At 63.9% G+C, this 19,000-nt stretch carries 17 protein-coding genes and 2 pseudogenes; 6 read left to right on the top strand and 13 right to left on the bottom strand.

The window, feature by feature from the left end; genetic code table 11:
- Positions 1–16 precede the first annotated feature (16 nt).
- From IVA82_RS00550 to IVA82_RS00530, 5 genes are read left to right on the top strand one after another with little or no spacing between them, the layout of a single operon-like run.
- Positions 17–226 (top strand): ferredoxin, encoded by a 210-nt coding sequence (locus tag IVA82_RS00550; RefSeq protein WP_247389445.1) that lies wholly within the window; start codon positions 17–19, stop codon positions 224–226.
- Between the two features lie 56 nt (positions 227–282).
- Positions 283–1,503, top strand: a complete 1,221-nt coding sequence (locus IVA82_RS00545; protein ID WP_247389383.1) for a cytochrome P450 — start codon at positions 283–285, stop codon at positions 1,501–1,503.
- 33 nt (positions 1,504–1,536) lie between these two features.
- Entirely contained in the window at positions 1,537–2,859 is a 1,323-nt protein-coding gene (locus tag IVA82_RS00540; protein ID WP_247389384.1) for an MFS transporter, read from the top strand.
- 3 nt (positions 2,860–2,862) lie between these two features.
- Entirely contained in the window at positions 2,863–3,528 is a 666-nt protein-coding gene (locus tag IVA82_RS00535; protein WP_247389385.1) for a sulfite oxidase-like oxidoreductase, read from the top strand.
- A 21-nt stretch (positions 3,529–3,549) separates the two neighbouring features.
- On the top strand, positions 3,550–4,773 hold the full coding sequence (locus IVA82_RS00530; RefSeq protein ID WP_247389386.1) for a bifunctional alpha/beta hydrolase/OsmC family protein: 1,224 nt from the start codon (positions 3,550–3,552) through the stop codon (positions 4,771–4,773).
- Positions 4,774–4,783: 10 nt separating this feature from the next.
- Here IVA82_RS00530 and IVA82_RS00525 read toward each other — a convergent pair.
- Positions 4,784–6,209, bottom strand: a pseudogene (locus IVA82_RS00525) (PLP-dependent aminotransferase family protein).
- A 100-nt stretch (positions 6,210–6,309) separates the two neighbouring features.
- Here IVA82_RS00525 and IVA82_RS00520 point away from each other — a divergent pair.
- Positions 6,310–7,221 (top strand): annotated as a pseudogene (locus tag IVA82_RS00520) (DMT family transporter).
- On the opposite strand, the gene IVA82_RS00510 reads toward IVA82_RS00520, so the two are convergent.
- The 12 genes from IVA82_RS00510 to IVA82_RS00455 all read right to left on the bottom strand — a co-directional run bounded on the left by IVA82_RS00510 (position 7,200) and on the right by IVA82_RS00455 (position 18,390).
- Positions 7,200–8,255, bottom strand: a complete 1,056-nt coding sequence (locus tag IVA82_RS00510) for a YeeE/YedE family protein (protein WP_247389388.1) — start codon at positions 8,253–8,255, stop codon at positions 7,200–7,202. The pseudogene IVA82_RS00520 and the gene IVA82_RS00510 overlap by 22 nt on opposite strands.
- Positions 8,256–8,368: 113 nt before the next feature.
- Entirely contained in the window at positions 8,369–9,373 is a 1,005-nt protein-coding gene (locus IVA82_RS00505) for a zinc-binding alcohol dehydrogenase family protein (protein ID WP_247389389.1), read from the bottom strand.
- 51 nt (positions 9,374–9,424) lie between these two features.
- The gene (paaK, locus tag IVA82_RS00500; RefSeq protein ID WP_247389390.1) at positions 9,425–10,756 is read right to left on the bottom strand and encodes a phenylacetate--CoA ligase PaaK; all 1,332 of its coding nucleotides are present in this window, start codon (positions 10,754–10,756) and stop codon (positions 9,425–9,427) included.
- Between the two features lie 41 nt (positions 10,757–10,797).
- Entirely contained in the window at positions 10,798–11,244 is a 447-nt protein-coding gene (gene paaI, locus IVA82_RS00495) for a hydroxyphenylacetyl-CoA thioesterase PaaI (protein ID WP_247389391.1), read from the bottom strand.
- A gap of 55 nt (positions 11,245–11,299) precedes the next feature.
- Positions 11,300–12,382, bottom strand: coding sequence for a 1,2-phenylacetyl-CoA epoxidase subunit PaaE (paaE, locus tag IVA82_RS00490; protein ID WP_247389392.1), 1,083 nt, complete (start codon positions 12,380–12,382; stop codon positions 11,300–11,302).
- A gap of 140 nt (positions 12,383–12,522) precedes the next feature.
- Complete coding sequence (gene paaD, locus IVA82_RS00485; protein WP_247389393.1) at positions 12,523–13,026, bottom strand: 1,2-phenylacetyl-CoA epoxidase subunit PaaD; 504 nt, start codon at positions 13,024–13,026, stop codon at positions 12,523–12,525.
- Positions 13,020–13,796 (bottom strand): 1,2-phenylacetyl-CoA epoxidase subunit PaaC, encoded by a 777-nt coding sequence (gene paaC / locus IVA82_RS00480; RefSeq protein WP_247389394.1) that lies wholly within the window; start codon positions 13,794–13,796, stop codon positions 13,020–13,022. Before paaC ends, paaD begins: the two co-directional genes overlap by 7 nt.
- Positions 13,796–14,083, bottom strand: a complete 288-nt coding sequence (paaB, locus tag IVA82_RS00475) for a 1,2-phenylacetyl-CoA epoxidase subunit PaaB (protein ID WP_080136639.1) — start codon at positions 14,081–14,083, stop codon at positions 13,796–13,798. The genes paaC and paaB overlap by 1 nt, the downstream gene beginning before the upstream one ends.
- Positions 14,084–14,093: 10 nt before the next feature.
- Positions 14,094–15,086, bottom strand: coding sequence for a 1,2-phenylacetyl-CoA epoxidase subunit PaaA (gene paaA, locus IVA82_RS00470; RefSeq protein WP_247389395.1), 993 nt, complete (start codon positions 15,084–15,086; stop codon positions 14,094–14,096).
- Positions 15,087–15,162: 76 nt separating this feature from the next.
- Positions 15,163–16,029, bottom strand: a complete 867-nt coding sequence (gene paaX / locus IVA82_RS00465; protein ID WP_247389396.1) for a phenylacetic acid degradation operon negative regulatory protein PaaX — start codon at positions 16,027–16,029, stop codon at positions 15,163–15,165.
- A gap of 117 nt (positions 16,030–16,146) precedes the next feature.
- Positions 16,147–16,917, bottom strand: coding sequence for an alpha/beta hydrolase (locus IVA82_RS00460; RefSeq protein ID WP_247389397.1), 771 nt, complete (start codon positions 16,915–16,917; stop codon positions 16,147–16,149).
- A 186-nt stretch (positions 16,918–17,103) separates the two neighbouring features.
- Positions 17,104–18,390: a DUF445 domain-containing protein gene (locus IVA82_RS00455; protein WP_247389398.1), complete on the bottom strand. Its 1,287-nt coding sequence runs from the start codon at positions 18,388–18,390 to the stop codon at positions 17,104–17,106.
- Positions 18,391–19,000: the final 610 nt, after the last annotated feature.

The following is a 19,000-nucleotide window of genomic DNA, read 5'->3' as shown; positions in this document are numbered from 1 at the left end:
GACCAAGGAAGGCGCGATGACAGAGCGACTGAGGGTTCACGTCGATCCGGACAAATGCCAGGGCCACGCGCGCTGCAAGGCGCTCGCGCCGGAGCTGTTCGAGCTCGACGAATACGGCAATGCCCACGAGGCCGGCGGCGGCATGGTTCCGCCGGGCCTCGAAGACAAGGCTTGGCTTGCCAAGTCCAATTGCCCGGAAATCGCAATCGATGTGATCGAGGAGTAGCGCGGCTTTCGCCCGCTTGCGTGCCTGCAGAGACCACGAGCCCCGAGGATTACGAGATGTCCGACGTCAGCCAGCCCGCCGCCCATCCGCCCGTGACCGACTGGATCAATGATTTCGACCACACCGATCCGCAATGGACGGAAGATCCCTTTCCGATCTGGGACCAACTGCGGGCCGCAAGCCCGGTCGTGCACACCGAGCGCTTCCTCGGCTGCTATATGCCGACCACCTACGAAGCCGTGCGCGAAATCGCCAATGACACCCAGCATTTCTCGTCGCGCCGCATCATCGTGCGTGACGTGCGACCCGAGCCCGCCAAGAACGCGGCTCCGCCGATCACGTCCGATCCGCCCGAGCATAAGCCTGCCAAGCAATTGCTATTGCCGCCCTTCACGCCCGACGCAATGAAGAAGCTCGAACCACGGGTCCGCGCCATCTGCAACGAGCTGATCGATGGCTTCGCTGCCAAGACGAAAGTGGATGCGGCCACGCGCTACACCAAGCACATTCCGGTGCGCGCGATCGCCCACATGCTCGGCATTCCCGAAAGCGACAGCGACCTCTTCATCAACTGGATCCACATGATCCTGGAGCTCGGCATCAAGGACGAGAACATACTGCTCCAGGCCGTGCACGAGATGAGCGCTTACTTCAGCGCTCACATCGAAGCGCGCAAGGAAAAGCCGACCGACGACCTCATCTCCTATCTGATGAACGCCCGCGACAAGGAAGGCCAGCCGCTGGAGGATTCCCACGTGCTGGGCTCGCTGCGGCTGCTCCTGATCGCCGGCATCGATACCACCTGGAGCGCGATCGGCTCCTCGCTGTGGCACCTCGCCCGGACACCCGCCGACCGCGAGCGCCTGATCGCCGAGCCCGGCTTGATCCCGACTGCGGTGGAGGAGCTGCTGCGCGCCTACTCACCGGTGACGATGGCCCGCGAGGTGGTCGGGGAGACCACGATCTCGGGCTGTCCGGTGAAGCCGGGCAACATGGTGCTGCTGTCCTTCCCGGCCGCCAACCGCGACCCCAGGATGTTTCCGGACGCTGACAAGGTCGTGATCGACCGCCGGGAGAATCGCCATGCCGCGTTCGGCCTCGGCATCCACCGCTGCATCGGCTCCAATCTGGCGCGGATGGAGATGCAGGTTGCGCTGGAGGAATGGCTGAAGCGGATTCCGGATTTCCGCCTCGATCCGGCCGGCACTGTGACCTGGTCCCAGGGAACCATCAGGGGCCCGCGCCAGTTGCCATTTCTGTTTGGAAAGGCGATGTAGGCCTCCCACAATCAGCGGAGTGAGCGGCCGGACGTGACTGAGCAAGCAACCCAACCGGCCTCCGAGCATTTTGACGTCGCCGACGCCGAGCGGCGGATCAAGGCGATCTTCATCGGCTCGATCGGAAATCTCGTCGAATGGTACGATTTCTACGCCTATACGGCGTTCGCGCTCTATTTCGCTCCGGCCTTCTTTCCCGGCAACGATCCCGTCGTGCAGCAACTGAACGTCGCCGTCGTGTTCGCGGCGACGTTCCTGATGCGCCCCTTGGGCGGCTGGTTGTTCGGCTATATCGCCGATCATTTCGGGCGGCGCATTTCCCTGACGTTATCGGTCGTCTTCATGTGCTTCGGCTCGCTGATCATCGCGCTGACGCCGACCTATGCCACGATCGGCTTAGCCGCGCCGGTGATCCTGGCGCTGGCACGCGTCATCGAGGGCTTGAGCCTCGGCGGTGAATATGGCGCCAGCGCGACCTACCTCAGCGAGGTCGCCGATCCCAAGCACCGCGGCTTCTATTCGAGCTTCCAATACGTCACGCTGATCGGCGGTCAGCTCACCGCGATCCTCGTGCTGCTGCTCCTGCAGAAAGTCTTCCTCACGCCCGAAGAATTGAGAGCGTGGGGCTGGCGCATCCCGTTCGCGATCGGCGCGATGCTCGCGATTTTTGCCGCGGTGATGCGGCGCGGCTTGCACGAGACCGAGGCGTTCGAGGAAGCCAAGAAGGTGGTGAAGCCGACCGGCTCGATTACCAATCTGCTAAAGCATCCGCGGGAGCTGTTGCTGGTTGCCGGCCTGACCGCCGGCGGCACCGCGGCGTTCTATACCTTCACCACCTACATGCAGACCTTCGTCAAACTCTCGGTCGGGCTGACCGAGGACCAGACCACCTTCGTGATCTTCGGCACGCTGATCTTCGCGACCGTCCTGCAACCGATCTATGGCGCGATCTCCGACAAGATCGGACGCAAGCCGCTGCTGATTTTCTTCGGCGTCGCCGGCACGCTCGCAACCGTGCCGCTGCTGATGACGCTGAAGGAGACCAAGTCACCCTTCATGGCGTTCATCTTGATCTGTTGCGCCTGGCTGTTCGTGGCTGGCTACACCTCGATCAACGCGGTAGTGAAGGCCGAGCTGTTCCCGACCAATGTCCGCGCGCTCGGCGTCGGCCTGCCTTATGCGATCACGGTCTCGATCTTCGGCGGCACCGCACCGGCGATCGCGCTCTACTTCAAGAGCATCGGGCATGAGGAATGGTTCTATTTCTATCTCGCCGGCGTGATCTGCCTATCCCTGATCATCTATGCTACGATGCGCGACACCAAGCATGCCTCCGCGATGCACCGCCACGAGTAGGCCATGGCCGACGACAACGAGCTCCCACCCGACAGCAAACTGACGCGCACCAAGCAAAAATGGGCGCGCGACGGCCAGTTCCTCACGGGACGGATCACGCGGCCGGAAGACCAGCGGTTGCCGCCCGGCCAGCACGTCACCAAGGACTGGCCGGTGCTCGATCTCGGCGTCGTGCCACCGATCGCGCGTGAGCGCTGGCGGCTCGACGTCTATGGCGCGATCGAGAACCCCGTGTTCTGGACCTTTGCCGAGTTCACCGCGCAGAAGCAGGTGCAACTCACTTCGGACATCCACTGCGTCACCACCTGGTCGCGCTACGACAACCAGTGGGAGGGGCTTGCGACACGCGAGCTGCTCGCGGCCTGCCAGCCGCGTGACGACGCCCGCTTCGTCGTGCTGCATTCCCACGACGGCTATACCGCCAACCTTGCTCTGGAAGACTTTGCCGCCGAGGACGCACTGCTCGCCCATAGCTGGTCGGGACAGCCGCTGTCGGATGAGCACGGCGGCCCGGTGCGGCTCGTCGTGCCGCATCTGTATTTCTGGAAGAGCACCAAATGGCTCCAGGCCATCGAATTCCTCACCGAGGACGCGCCGGGCTTCTGGGAGGTCCGCGGCTACCATAATCGCGGCGATCCGTGGACCGAACAGCGCTACTCCGACGATTAGAACTTTGAAATGGGGGAGCCCATGCCGACGGAACGCTTTCAATTTACGGGCGAAGGCGGCCACCAGCTCGCAGCCGCGCTGGAACTGCCGGATGGCGAGCCTGTGGCCTACGCGCTGTTCGCGCACTGCTTCACCTGCGGCAAGGACACATTGGCGGCCAAGCGCATCTCGGTCGCGCTTGCCGCCAAGGGCATCGCCGTGCTGCGCTTCGACTTCACCGGGCTCGGCTCCAGTGAAGGCGAATTTGCCAATTCGACTTTCTCCTCCAATGTCGCCGATCTCGTTCACGCCGCCGATCATCTGCGAGCTACGCGCAAGGCGCCGTCGATCCTGATCGGCCACAGCCTCGGCGGTGCGGCGATCCTGGCCGCGGCCGGAGATATTCCCGAGGCGAAGGCGGTTGTGACCATCGCGGCGCCGTCCGATCCCGTCCATGTCACCGGCCTGTTCAGCGAGCACATCGACAATATCCGCACGCAGGGCGAAGTCGAGGTCTCGCTGGCGGGGCGCCCGTTCAGGATCAAACGCGAATTCCTCGACGACATCGTCGAGCATGAGCTGATGAAGGACGTCACCGGTCTGCACAAGGCGTTGCTGGTGATGCATTCGCCGGTCGACGACACCGTCGGGATCGACAATGCGACCAGGATCTTCGTTTCGGCCAAGCACCCCAAGAGCTTCGTCTCGCTCGACCACGCCGATCATCTCCTGACCAGGCCGGCCGATGCGCTCTATGCGGCGGACGTGATCGCTGCCTGGGCGAGCCGATACGTCGACACAGCAAGACCTACGAAAGCGATGGACCTCGCTGAGGTGCCGCGTCAGGTCGCGGTCCAGGAAACCCGCAAGAGCAAGTTCAATCAGATCGTTAGCGTCGGTCCGCATCGCCTGGTGGCGGACGAGCCGGTTGCCGCCGGCGGCGAGGATGCCGGCCCCGGACCCTATGATTTTCTGCTTGCCGGTCTCGGTGCCTGCACGTCCATGACCATGCGCCTTTATGCCGACCGCAAGGCGCTGCCGCTCGACCGCGTCACCGTCACGCTGAAGCATTCCAAGATCTACGCCAAGGACTGCGAGGAGTGCGAAACGCGCGAGGGCATGCTCGACCAGATCGAGCGCGATATCGCGATCGAGGGTACGCTCGATGCAGAGCAGCGCAAGAAGCTGATGGAGATCGCCGACAAATGTCCGGTTCACCGGACGCTGACCTCTGAGATCCGCATCGTCACGAAAGCCGTGGATTAGCGCGACTGCTCTAGAAGCACGACGCTATCGTTCGCACGGCTGCGCTGATCTCGCTCTCACGCCAGGCGGCAAAGCCGAGCAGCAAGCCTTGATCGCGCGACCGGCCAAGCGACAGGCTGGACAGGGCGCGAGTCTCGACCCCTACCTCGACCAGCCGCTTGACCGCCGTTCGATCTGCCCTGCTGCGCTTGAAACGTGCAACAAGCTGGATGCCGCCCGAGGGCACCTCGACCGAGAGCAACTGGCCCAGATGGCGCTGCAGTCCATCGACGAGGTGATCGCGGCGGGCATGATAGATCCGGCGCATCCGCCGGACATGCGCGAGAAAGTGTCCGTCGGTGATAAACTCAGCCAACGCTTCCTGGATGTGGCTGGCGGCAATCAGCCCGATGTGCCGTTGCGCAATTTCGAGCGTGGCGGCCATGGCCGGCGGCACGACGAGATAGCCGAACCGGATATCCGACGTCATCGCCTTCGAGAAGGTGCCGACATAGAACACCCGGCCATGGGCATCGAGCCCCTGCAACGCCGGCACCGGCCGGCTGTCATAGTGGAATTCGCCGTCGTAGTCGTCCTCCACGATCCAGGTCTTGCCGGGCCGGCTCGCGTTGAGAAACTTCGTGCGGCGAGCCAGCGACATCAGCCGCCCGGTCGGATGCTGGTGCGATGGCGTCATGAAGATCAGCGTTGGATCCGCCGTTCCGGGCATGCGCTGCATGCCCTGCTGGTCAAGCCCGACGCCGATCACACGTGCACCGGAAGCGCGGAACGCGGCCGCAGCCCCGGGATAGCCGGGATCCTCGACCCAGACATCATCCCCGGGCGTGATGAGCGTGGCTGCGATTAGGGTCAGCGCGGCCTGGGCGCTCGGCAGGATCATGATCTGGTCTGCCGTGGCGCGCACGCCCCTGCTAGAGATAATGCGCCAGCGCCTCGCGCAGGCGCGGCCGGTTGATCGGGCCGAGCTCGCGCCTTCCCGCACGCACGGCGCTGCGGCGCAGGCAGCGCGCCCAGACCTCATTGGGAAACTCCCTGAAATCGCCGTGTCCCGGACGCAAGGGACGCAGCGGCGCCAGATAGGACATCGGCCAGTCCGTCTGGCTGAGCTTCGACGCCCAGGGAGAGAGCCGAGGCTTCGCCGAGCGCACGCGCGACGCGGCACCGCCTGCACTTTCGATGTGCTCGCCACCGTCGACGGTTACCGCCGGACGCCGGCCGTGCGATGTCTCCAGATATCCTTCGGCGGCAAGTTGCTCGAACGCATGCGTTACGGTGTTACGCGAGACGCCGAGATCGCTCGCAAGCCGGCGGCTCGACGGGAGCGCCCGCCCATTGCCGATGCGGCCGCTCGCGATCAGGCCCCTGAGCTGGCTCGTCAACTGAGCCGCGAGCCCTTCCTCGCCGGCGCAGTTCAGATCGATCAATCCGGAAATCATCGCTTCCGAAACTGGCACCTTATTCCTTCTCCATCTGGCACTTTTTAAGGTGCCAGCCGTGATGCTATCTGCAGGATCGGACTACATCAAGGATCTCGCAATGAACTCCCCTCTATCCTCGCGCGCGGCCGTCGGCCTATTCCTGATCGTCGTGCTGGCCTGGGGCGTGAACTGGTCGGTGACAAAACAATTGGTGCAGTTCGTTCCGCCGCTGTGGACCGCGGCAATCCGGAGCTGGATCGCGCTGATCGGCCTCGCCGCAGTCCTCGGCCTGAGCAATAATCTGGTGATACCGGAGCGGCGCGACATCCCGGTGGGCGTCGCGCTGTTGCACATGACGCTGTTCTCGACATTGGTCGCGGCCGGCCTGCGCTTCCTGCCCGCGAGCAAGGGCATCGTGCTGGGCTACACGACGCCGCTCTGGGTCGCGCTTGCCGCGCCGCTGCTCGGGAAGGACACGCTGACCGCGCCTAAGCTTGCCGGCGCACTTCTCGGGCTGATCGGACTTGCTGTGATCCTAAACCCGTTCTCGATCGACTGGACCAACCTCAACGTCGTGCTCGGCGCCGGCATGGTCATTCTGGCCGCGATCTGCTGGGCCGCGAACATCATTTATTTCCACGAACATCGCTGGATCGCGTCCCCGCTTCAGCTCCTGATCTGGCAGGTGCTGGTGGCGACGGTGGTGCTGTCGATCACCGCGACAATCAGCGACGGCGTGCCGCATGCATAATGGTCGTGGAGGCTCGTCCTGCTATTCCTGTATTCGGGCCTGATCGGAACGGTGCTCGCCTATTGGGCCATGTCGATGGTCAACAAGAGCATCTCGGCCCTGACGACATCACTCGGCACCACCGGGACGCCGATCGTGGGCATCGCTAGCGCCGCGATCCTGCTTGGTGAACCCATCGATCTGAGCTTGGCCGTCGCCGCTGCACTGATCGTCGCCGGCATCGGCCTTGCGACGCTGGGCAACCGACCGCTGCGCAGTCAGGCTGCCGCGAGCGGCTGAACGCGCAGCGCGCCGCGCAGGCCTGCCGCCGTGCCAAGCAGGATGCCGGCGACCGCGACGAACGACGCAAGCGCAAGCGTGGAGAGGCCGGTAAGCCCCTGCCCGATCGAGCAGCCGAACGCCATCACGCCGCCGATGCCCATCAGCGCGGCGCCGCCGGCCGAACGCAGCATGTGTCGAGGCGAGGAATAGCCTTCGAGGCGGAAGCGGCCCGTTGCGAGTGCCGTGACTAGACTTCCGGCGAAGACGCCCGCAACCGTCGCGATGCTGAAGTTCAGCGTCAGGCCGGTCGAGAGCATGGCGTATTGCAGCGCATCCGCGATCGGCGCGATGAAGGTGAGCGAGGTCACCGGGACCGGGTTGAAATCATCGGCACCGAGGTGGCCGGTGACGAACCAGCCGCTCGCGACGAGCAGGCCGACGGTGATGCCGGCCGCGATCTGCCCCGGCGAGCGTCGGTATGCCGGATGGGCGAACGCAAACAGGACCAAGGCGACGACGATTGCGGCAGAAGCCAGCGCGCGTGATGCGGCTTCGCCAAAGCCAAGCATTGCCAGCAGCGAGGGCAACGAATTCGCGTTGATCGTGGTTTGCGACGCCTGAACCAGCGCGATGCGAGCTGGCGCAATCAGACCCTTGAGCGTCATCTGTGCGGCGATGGCGAGCACGATCACCACCACGAAGGAGCGGAGATTGCCGCGGCCGAGCAGAACCAGAGCGCGCGAGCCGCAACCGTTCGACAGCACCATCCCGTAGCCGAACAGCAGACCTCCGAGAAACAGCACCGGCGCCGAAAACGTCTGTTGCAGATAAATCGACTTGCCGAGGTCGACCGTGCCGCTGCCGGCGAGGAACTGACTCGCCGTGATCGCAACCGCCATCGCCAGCGCATAGGTCCGCACCAGCCGGGCGTCACCCTTGGCGAGAAAGCCTCGCATGCTGCTCGTCAAGCAGAAGCCGCTGAACAGGCCGACGACGCCGTAGACGAGACCGACGGCGAGGCCAGCAAGGATGACGAGTTGTGTGGATTCCATCGATTGTTCTCAGACGTCTCGCCATTCTCCGTCATTGCGAGCGCAGCGAAGCAATCCGATCTGTCTCCACGGATACATCTCTGGATTGCTTCGCTGCGCTCGCTTGACGAGTTTCACGGCTTTAGGATCACCCGATCGCGCGACGAGCCGGCGACCGCAACATAAGCCTCCCTGGCGCGCTCGAGCGGATAGACAGCATTCGCCTTGATCGGAAACGGTTTCAGGTGACCACTCGCAAAGCCGGGGCTGAGTTCGCGCAGCACCGCGCCCGTCGCCGTCGAGGACAGGCCGAGCGTGTCAATGCCGACATAGGTGTGCTGTCCCCGATAGAATTCGAGGATGTTGAACTGCACGATGCGGTCGATCGCGGCGATCAGGATCTGACGGCCGCGAAGTGCGAGGGATTTGTGCGCGGCCTGGAAATAGGGATCGCCCACCGTGTTGAAAACGATATCTGCGCCCTTGCCGCCGGTCGCTTCGCGCACGCGCGTTGCGACGTCCGTGGCGGACGCATCGATCACCTCGATCGGCGCGTTGGCGTGACCCTCATAGGCTTCCGCCTTGCGCACCACCCCGATGACCCGCGCGCCCTGCCAGGTCGCGATCTGCACCGCTGCCTGGCCGACCTTGCCGTTGACGCCCATCACCAGCACGGTCTCGCTTTGCTTGGGCAAGCCGGCGCGGCGAAAGCCTTCCATGGCGGTGACAAAGGGAACGCCGATACCGGCAGCCTCTTCCCAGGACACGTTCTTCGGCTTCTCCACCACTGCATCGGCTTCGACGACGAGATGCGTGGCATGAGTGCCGTCGCGGCGGATGCCGAGATCGCCGGAGGAGCCGAACACTTCGCGGCCGACCATGCCAGGCGGTCCGTCGATCACCACACCGGCGTAATCGCGGCCGGGCGTGCGCGGGAATACGGCATAGGGCATCAGCCCGGTCGCAGCCTTGACGTCGGACGGATTGACGGCCGCTGCCTTGAGCTCAATCAGGAGGTCGTTGGCACCGCGGGCGAGCGTGCGATGCTCGACGCGATGCGCGAGCGCCGCCGCGTTCTCGGCCTTGGCAAGAAGGCGCACGCAACGTGCTTCAACAGCTTTGGTATCGGTTCCTGACATCGAAAGACCCGCGACTTGTCGCGGGCCTTGTCGCCTTTGCGGGTGGTCGAGTCAATCCTTCGGGCGCTTGTCGTAGAGGCGCCTGGCCTTGCCGAGCGAACGCTCCAGCGTGGCCGGGGCGACAGCCTGCACCTTGGCGCTAATGCCGATGGTGTTCTTGATGTGGGTCGAGATCCGGTCGGCATGGTCGACCAGTCCACGGCCGTCCCAGCTTTCGGGCCGCGCCTCGGCAATGATCGTCAGCTCGTCCATGCGGCCCTCGCGGGTCAGTTCGAGGATGAAGTGGCCGCCGCACCAGTCGGTCGCGAGCAGAATTTCCTCGATCTGCGTCGGGAAAAGATTGACGCCGCGCAGGATGATCATGTCGTCGGAGCGGCCCGTCACCTTCTCCATCCGCCGCATCCCCGGTCGCGCCGTGCCCGGCAGCAGCCGCGTGAGGTCGCGGGTGCGATAGCGGATCACCGGGAAGGCTTCCTTGGTCAGCGAAGTGAAGACCAGTTCGCCCTTCTCGCCATCGGGCAGCACCGCCCCGGTCTCGGGATCGATCACCTCGGGATAGAAATGATCCTCCCAGATGTGCAGGCCGTCCTTGCTTTCAATGCACTCCTGCGCCACGCCGGGGCCGATCACTTCGGAGAGGCCATAGATGTCGGTCGCATCCATGTCGAACGCGTCCTCGATCTCGCCGCGCATGGCATTGGTCCAGGGCTCGGCGCCGAAGATGCCGACCTGCAGCGAACATTGGCGCGGATCGAGCTTCTGGCGCTTGAACTCGTCGAGGATCGCCAGCATGTAGCTCGGCGTCACCGTGATGATGTCGGGGCGGAAATCGTTGATGAGCTGCACCTGTCGCTCGGTCATGCCACCGGAGATCGGCACCACCGTACAGCCTAGCTTCTCGGCACCGTAGTGCACGCCGAGCCCACCGGTGAACAGGCCATAGCCATAGGCATTGTGGATGATCATGCCGGTGCGACCGCCGGCGGCGCGAATGGAGCGTGCCATCACCTCCGACCAGGTGTCGATGTCGGCTTGCGTGTAGCCGACCACGATCGGCTTGCCTGTCGTGCCTGAGGAGGCATGCACGCGCACCAGCTTTTCGCGGGGGACGGCGAACATATTGAAAGGATAGTTGTCGCGCAAATCAGTCTTCACCGTGAACGGGAATTTCGCGAGGTCGGACAGCTCGCGAAAGTTGGACGGGTGCACGCCCGCCTTGTCGAAGGCTTTGCGATAATGCGCGACGTTGTCGTAGGCGTGCTTTAGCGACCATGCCAGGCGCTGCGTTTGGAGCGCCACGACCTCGTCGCGCGACGCGCGCTCATGCGCGTCCATCTCGGCACGATAGGTATTGCCACCTTCCTTGAGCCTGATCAGAGCCATCCTCGTTTCCCCACGCCATTGGTTCGTTCTTGTTGGTCTTCTCAGTCTTGCGCCGGCAGCCACGTGCCGGGAATGACACGCGAATGCCCGCGAAATTCGGCGATGACAGCGTCGCCGGCGGCGACCTGCACGTCATAAATGCCAGAGCGACCACCGCGGATAATCTCCCGCGCCTTAGCAATGAGGCGATCGCCGAGCTTGCCCGGCTTGATGAAGGTGATCTGCCCTTGCGCCGCGACCACGCGCTCATTGTGCGAGTTGCAGGCAAAGGCGAAGGCGGAATCGGCGAGTGTGAAGATGAAGCCACCATGGGCGATGCGCTGGCCGTTGACCATATCCGGCCGTACATTCATTGCCAGCGTCGCAATGCCAGGACCGATCTCGACGATCTCCATGCCGAGGCCCTTTGAGGCGTCGTCCTCCGTCCACATCGCCTCGGCGCAGGCGCGGGCAATATCTTCAGGCGACAGACCGGCTTTGACGTTCACGCGCTCCTCCAGGCTGGATATTTTCCCATAATGTTCTGCCGGTTGCCGAGGGCTGTCAAACGTGATCGTAATCCACCACCACCCGCTCAGACGAAGGCTTGGCCTGGCAGGTGAGCACAAATCCGGCCTTCAGCTCCCAGGGCTCCAGCGAATAGTTGATATCCATCGGCGCCTCGCCCTCGACCAGCTTTGCGCGGCAGGTCGAGCACATGCCGCCCTTGCAGGCGAACGGCAGATCGATGCCGGCACGCAGTGCAGCGTCGAGGATGGCCTCGCCCTCGGCGACGGGAACCTCGCGGCGCTTGCCGTCGATGATGAGGGAGGCGATCGCCTTGGGAGGCGCATCGGGAGCAACGATCTTCTTCGGCCGCGGCTTGCCGCCGAATTCGGAGACGAACCGCTCGACATGGATGCGGTCACCGGCAATACCGAGTTCGCGGCAGGTTGCCTCGATCTCCTCGCTCATCCCTAGTGGACCGCAGACGAAGACATGATCGACGCTTTTCGCCGGCACCAGCGAGCGCAGCAGCACCCTCAGCTTTTCCCGGTCGAGCCGGCCATGGAGGATGGGGACGTCCTGTTCCTCGCCCGAGATGACATGGAAGATTGAGAGGCGATCGATGAAGCGATCCTTCAACTCCTCGAGCGCTTCGAGGAACATGATGTTGTCGGTCGTGCGATTGCCATAGAACAGGAAGAAGCGGCTGTCCGGCTCGCGCGCCAGCACACCCTTGACGATCGACAGGATCGGCGTGATGCCGGAGCCTGCGGCAAACCCGACGTGGATGCGCGCGGTATCGGCCGGTGGGATCGCACCGAAACGGCCGGTCGGCGTCATCACGTCGAGTACGTCGCCGCATTTCAACTCGTCGGCCGCCCAGGTCGAAAACGCACCGCCATCGACCTTCTTCACGGCGATACGGATTTCGCCGTCGTCGGGACCGGAGCAGATGGAATAGGAGCGTCGCACCTCCTCGCCGTCGAAGGTGGTGCGGAGCGTGAGGTATTGGCCGGGCTTGAAGGCGTAGTCGCTCTTCAGCTCAGATGGAATGGCGAAGGTCATCGACACGGCGTCCGCCGCCTCGCGGCGGAGATCGTTGACGGCCAGACGATGAAAGCGCGGTGCGGTTGCTGACATCACGGGCATTCTAAATTCAAGCCACAACCGTCATTGCGAGGAGCCCTTGCGACGAAGCAATCCAGTCTGTCTCCGCGGATGTATTTCTGGATTGCTTCGCTTCGCTCGCAATGACGATTGGGGTTGGCATCGTGCGTCTCTCAATGACACTTGAAATAGTCGAAGGGCTCGCGGCAGGCCTTGCAGCGCCAGAGCGCCTTGCAGGAGGTCGAGCCGAATTCGGACAGCAGCTCGGTGTTGCCGGAGCCGCATTGCGGGCATGCGACTGTCTGCTCACCGAACAGCGCGCGGCGTGAGTTCGAGGCTTGGGGCGGCGCAATGCCGTACGCGCGCAGCTTCCGGCGTCCCTCCTCGCTCATCCAGTCAGTGGTCCAGGCCGGCGACAGTACGGTGCGCACGCTTGGGCGACCGAAGCCGGCGCGCTCCAGCGCGAGCTCGATTTCGAGCGCGATCATGTTCATAGCCGGGCAACCCGAGTAGGTCGGAGTGATCGCGACCTCGACATGATCTTCGTCGATAACGACGTCGCGCAGCACGCCGAGATCGGCAATGGTCAGCACCGGAATTTCGGGATCGACGACGCTTGCAGCGGCGTCCCAGGCGCGCCGGCGCAGCTCGGCATTCCTGTCCGACACGGTCACCATGTCAGCCCCGGGAAAGTGCGCTGCATCGATTGCAACTCGCTGAGGAGATGGCCGAGATGCTCGCTGTGCCGGCCGACACGGCCGCCCTGCTGCATCCAATCGTTTTGCGGCAGCATGAACGTGGCTTCACCAATGACCCCCGACACGGTGTTCAGCCAGCGGCCGCGCAGGCTCTCGGGGTCGATTGCGATACCGGCATGGATCAGGCCGCGCTCGCCGGCATCGACCGCGAACATCTCGCCGGTGAAGGCCCAGAGATGATCGATCGCGGCTTGCGCGCGGGCGTGGCTTTCTTCCGTGCCGTCGCCGAGCCGGATGATCCATTCCGAGGCATGGCGAAGGTGATAGGCGCTCTCCTTCTCGGATTTCGCGGCAATGGCAGCAAGCGTCGCATCGCGCGAAGCTATCATCGCGCGCCAGTAAAGGTCGGCGAAGGCGGAATAGAAGAACTGCCGCACCAGCGTCTGGGCGAAATCGCCGTTCGGCTGCTCGACCAGCAGCAGGTTGCGATACTGGCGCACGTCGCGCAAATAAGCGAGCTTGTCTTCGTCGTTGTCCTTGCCTTCGATCTTGGCTGCGTAAGTATAGAGCTCGCGCGCCTGGCCGATGAGGTCGAGCGCGATATTGGAAAGCGCCATGTCCTCTTCCAACATCGGCGCATATCCGCACCATTCCGACAGCCGATGACCGAGGATGAGCGCGTCGTCGGCGCGGCGCAGCGCATAGAGCACCTGCGGGGTTTCGGAGACTTGGATGTTGGCGACGGGCATCACATGTGCCCCACTTCGTCCGGCACCTCGTAGAACGTCGGGTGCCGGTAGATCTTCGACTCCGCCGGCTCGAACATCATGCCCTTCTCGGCGGGATCGCTCGCGGTGATCGCGGTGGACGGCACCACCCAGATCGAGAGGCCCTCGCCGCGGCGGGTGTAGATGTCGCGGGCCGCCTGCAGCGCCATCGTGGCGTCGCTCGCATGCAGCGAGCCGACATGCTTGTGTGCGAGCCCGTTGCGGCTGCGAATGAAGACTTCCCACAGCGGTGTGTTCGGCGTGGCCATCGCGATCTCCCTACTCGGCCGCTTGCGCGGTCTGACGATGCGCACGCTTCGCGGCATACGCAGCAGCAGCCTCGCGCACCCAGGCGCCGTCCTCATGGGCCTTGCGGCGTGCGGCCATGCGGTCACGGTTGCAGGGGCCATTGCCGGCAAGCACCTGCTTGAACTCGGTCCAGTCGATCTCGCTGTAGCGCCAATGCCCGTCGGCATCCTGCGTCATGCCGGCGTCGGGAATGGTCAGCCCGAGATATTGGGCCTGCGGCACGGTGGCATCGACGAATTTCTGGCGCAGCTCGTCGTTGGAGAAGCGCTTGATCTTCCACTTCGTCGAGGTATCGCTATGCTGGCTGGTGGCATCGGGCGGACCGAACATCATCAGCACCGGCCACCACCACCGATTCAGTGCATCCTGCGCCATAGCCTTCTGCTCGTCGGAGCCGCGGCACAGCGTCAGCATGATCTCGTAGCCCTGGCGCTGATGAAAGGACTCTTCCTTGCACACGCGGATCATCGCGCGTGCGTAGGGTCCGTACGAGCAGCGGCACAGCGGGATCTGGTTCATGATCGCGGCGCCGTCGACCAGCCAGCCGATAGTGCCGATGTCGGCCCAGGTCAGCGTCGGATAATTGAAGATTGAGGAGTATTTCGCCTTGCCGGCGAGCATCGCATCGACCAGCTCCTCGCGCGAGATACCGAGCGTCTCGGCAGCGGCATAGAGATAGAGCCCGTGGCCGCACTCATCCTGCACTTTGGCCAGCAGCGCGGCCTTGCGGCGCAAGCTCGGCGCGCGCGTGATCCAGTTGCCCTCGGGCAGCATGCCGACGATTTCGGAATGGGCGTGCTGGGAGATCTGGCGCGTCAGCGTCTTGCGATAGGCCGCCGGCATCCAGTCATTCGGCTCGATGCGTTCCTCGGCATCGATGCGGGCCTGGAACTGCGCAGCACGCGCCACATCCTCGACATGGCGGTCGTCGGCCTCGGCCGTATTCAGCGCCTGGGTATACACGCGCATCCTCCCGAATTATTGGGAGATAATATATAACAGAAATTTCGTCATGCAAGATATTTCTGTAATATAAAGATTAAGCACCAAACCTCCGTTCCAGGAGCTTTCGTGCCGGCGGCAATGGCCCTTTCTCGTTGGTTCCATAGCCGTCAAGCCATTGCTCCGATGGGGCAAGCAGCGCGCGATAGATCTCGCCGCAGAGCTCGCGAGCGGCCCTGCCCGGCCAGTCCGCCGGCAGCAGGCTATCCGGCAAAAGTGGATCGCGCAGCACGACACGGCGGTAGTAGTGGATCAACAGGATACGCGCGGTGAAGGCGTCGATATCGGACAACTCCGTGCCGCGCCCGATTGCGGCACGCAGCGGCTCGAACATTTTCAGGAACTTCAGATACGCGTCCGCAGTGCGGTCCAGCGGCCAGCTCGCCCTGAGCAGCCGGCGCCCGCTGTCGTCCTCGGCCGAGACCTCAAGACGGATGGCGCCAGCAGCCTCTTCCGGCACAGGGACGCCTGACGGCGCGACCCATACGCCCGGCAACGGACTGCCGAAGCCGGCATTGCGCAGCGCTTCGCGCGAGGCATCGCGGTCTTCGCCGTTGCCGATCAGCAAGAGCTCGAATCGGCCGGTCCAGTCCGACGGCGGCGGGTCGTAGATGTGACGCGTGGCAGCTTCAAACGTCTGGCGGCCTTTTTCGGCGAGACGATAAAAACTGTTGCGGCCGACCTTTTCGCGCGTCAGCCAGCCGTCGGCCGCAAGGCGCGACATCGCGGTGCGCACCACGCCGCCGTCGATCGCGAGGCCTTCGAAGAATTCAAGCAGCGTGCCGAGCCACACCGAGCCGCCACGCGGCACGATGGCATCGCCGAACATGGTGATGACGATGGAGCCGGTGCGAGACGGCTCGCGCTTGAGCTGATCGACGATGCGGGAGAGCGGATGCGCCATACGCGAGCCATAGCGCGTTTAGTGCAGGCGCGACAATGGATGGGTGCGACGCTGTTGTCTCCCTCTCCCCGTTCTTACGTCGTTCTTACGGGGAGAGGCGAAGAAGAAGAAAGTGCATCACCTGTTCGGATCCGGATAAACCAGGCTGCGCCAGCCGGTACGGTCAAACGGCCGCCACGCGCCTTCCCGCTGCGCGAGGCGGTCGGCGACCGCATAAACCGCGGCCGGATGGTGGCCCATGCCGCAATGGCTGCTCTCGACCTCGATGCTCTCGGTTTTGGCGCCCGTCTTCTCCATGCAGCCCTGCCAGGCGCAGACGCCGTCGGTGCGGCTGAAGATCGCCGTGGTCGGCACTGGCGGCGGAACAGCAAGTTCGCCGCCAAAGCGCGGATCGACCTGATCGGCGCGTTGTCCGCTGGCCCATTCGTAGACGCGCCAGGCATTGGTCGATTTGGGATCGCCCGCAAAGGGGCTGCCGAGCGTGATCACCTGGCGCACGCGCTCCGGCATCATCTTGGCGAGTTGGCGCGCATAGAGGCCGCCGAGGCTCCAGCCGACCAGGCTGATCTTGCGGCCATGGGTGTCGCTCAGTTCCTGAACCAGATCGACCATCGCATTTAGCACGCCAGGGCGCAGGCCATAGTTGCGGCCCTGACGCCACCCGGCCACCGCATAGCCCTTGCTCGTCAGGAACGATCGCAGCGGGCGCGTAGACGTGTCGGAGGCCACGAGACCGGGCAGCACCAGAACCGGGTGCCCGTCGCCGTGTGGGGCGAGGCTGAGCAGCGGCAACGCGCCGAGGAATGCGCCGAGTTCGTGGATCGCGCGCCCCTCCAGAAACATCAGGGTGCGGGACGGCGGACGCAGCGTCTGGGCAGCAGCGGTCATCAATTTTCCTCTGAAAAGGCTCCGGCAGCGTGCCGGCAAATGGAGATGAATTCCAATACGCCGGCGTCTCGAACGTTCCGCAACGCAACATGAATCAGCTAAGCGGCCGGGTTCCCACATTCAAGCCGGTGGAGCTTGGGGCGACAATAGGGCCGCGCGCTAATGCTGGCGGCCGTGATGCAAAAGTCACAGCAATCGAAGCAGGAATTCTACGGAGTAGAGGGCAAGGCCAGCGAGTCCACCGATCAGCGAGCCATTGAATCGGATGTATTGCAGGTCGCGCCCTATGTTGATTTCGATCAGCGAAATCAGCTGCGTCATATTCCACGACTTGACCTGGTCGGAGATGAAGGTCGAGACGCCGCTCTTCTGGTCGGCGACGACGCTGCGCAGCACCGTCACCAGTCCCTTGTTGATCTCGCCACGCAGCTCGGCATCGCCGGCCAGGGCTTCACCGGCGGAGACGAACACGCCGGCGAGATGATGCTGCAACACCTGCGTCTCGCCCGATGCGCTGCGCTCGATGAAGGAACGAGTGTTGGCCCAGACGGTGCGGGCGAGATCGGCAAGCTCGGGGCGCGCCAGCAGATCGCGCTTCAGGCCGTCGATGCGATCGACATAGGTCCGATCGGTGCCGAGCCGGTCGACGAAGGTCAGCACCATGCGGTCGAACTCGCCGCGGAATGGGTGCTTCGGGTCGGCCCGCACTTCATCGAAGAAGGCCGTCGCCGACGCCACGATCTTGTTCACCAGAAACTTGTCCGCGCGGTAGAGCCTGAGCAAGGTCGGCAATTCCGCGCGTACCTTCTCGCGGATCATCGCCATCGTCTCCTTCTGATTCAGCGTGTCGTGCATCACGCGCAGGAGATCGTCGAACAGGATCTGGTGCCGTCCCTCCGCGACGAAGCCGTGCAGCGTGCCGGCGGCGAGCGGCGCGAGGTCGATCGCCTGGAGCTGCGAGGACATGCGGCGGACGATGAAGGTCATCAGGCCGGAGCTTTCCGTCGCCGAGAACGCTTCAGGCAGCAGGCGGAGCGCGAAGCGCGCGAGATCGTCGCTGCGCTTGCGGTCGCGGAGCCAATCGGCAACGAAGGAGCCAAAGTCGATCTCCTTCAGCTTGGCCTCGACCGGACCGGCCTCGAGAAAATGCACCTGGATGAATTCGCCCAGCTTGTCGGCGATGCGGGCCTGGTTGCTCTGGATGATCGCGGTGTGCGGGATCGGCAGGCCGAGGGGCCGCTTGAACAGCGCGACCACCGCATACCAGTCCGCAATACCTCCGATGGTCGCCGCCTCCGCGAAGGCGGCGATGAAGCCGAATACGGGATGCACGGGCAACAACCATTTCGCGACAACGAACAGCCCGAGCGTCGAGGCCAGCACCAACGTGGCCAACGCCTTGACGCGCCGCAGTTCAGCTGCGCGCTCGGTGTCGCCGGGAGTATCGAAAGAGAAGGTGGCGGGTGGAGTCATCACTGCATCACACTACTCCGTCATTGCGAGCGAAGCGAAGCAATCCAGACCGTCTCCGTGGAAAGACTCTGGATTGCTTCGCTTCGCTCGCAATGACGGCGGCGATCGGGATAGGGGGAGTCTCGCGACTCTCCCCTCCCACACCACCGTACATACGGGTCCGTATACGGCGGTTCACCGGATTGAGCGCGAACGGCTTGTTTTGCGACCTGGATTTCCGCCGCATGGCCGGCTCGAGGTTTCCACATCCAAAACGTCTTTCCAGCGTTCGGGCCTTCAGCGAAACTCGTTCCGCCTACTATGCCGTCTGCTGACTTCTCCGTCGCGATCACGAACCTTGCGGCCCGCTCAGTCCGGTCTCCCGGACACGCCGGAGATCTCCCGAGGTAAGTTCGACCGCCTTCCCTGCACGCCCGCCGGATTTACCACCCCAGTCCTTGATGACTGTGGACTTTGCGATCATTGGCTCGCTCGTCCGGCTGGGTAGGCCTCGTTATCCGGTTCTTGTCCATCGGGCCGCAGGTTTGCTCCACGCTTCCTTCAAACCCCATCTCGCGATGACGCCCTTGCGCTTCGCTAACCCTTCGCCGCCATCAGGCTGGGTAAAGGA

It is taken from the genome of Bradyrhizobium sp. 142, assembly GCF_023074015.1.
Taxonomy (GTDB): domain Bacteria; phylum Pseudomonadota; class Alphaproteobacteria; order Rhizobiales; family Xanthobacteraceae; genus Bradyrhizobium.
Note: the sequence above shows the minus strand (reverse complement) of the source record. Positions and strands in the feature narration are given on the sequence as shown.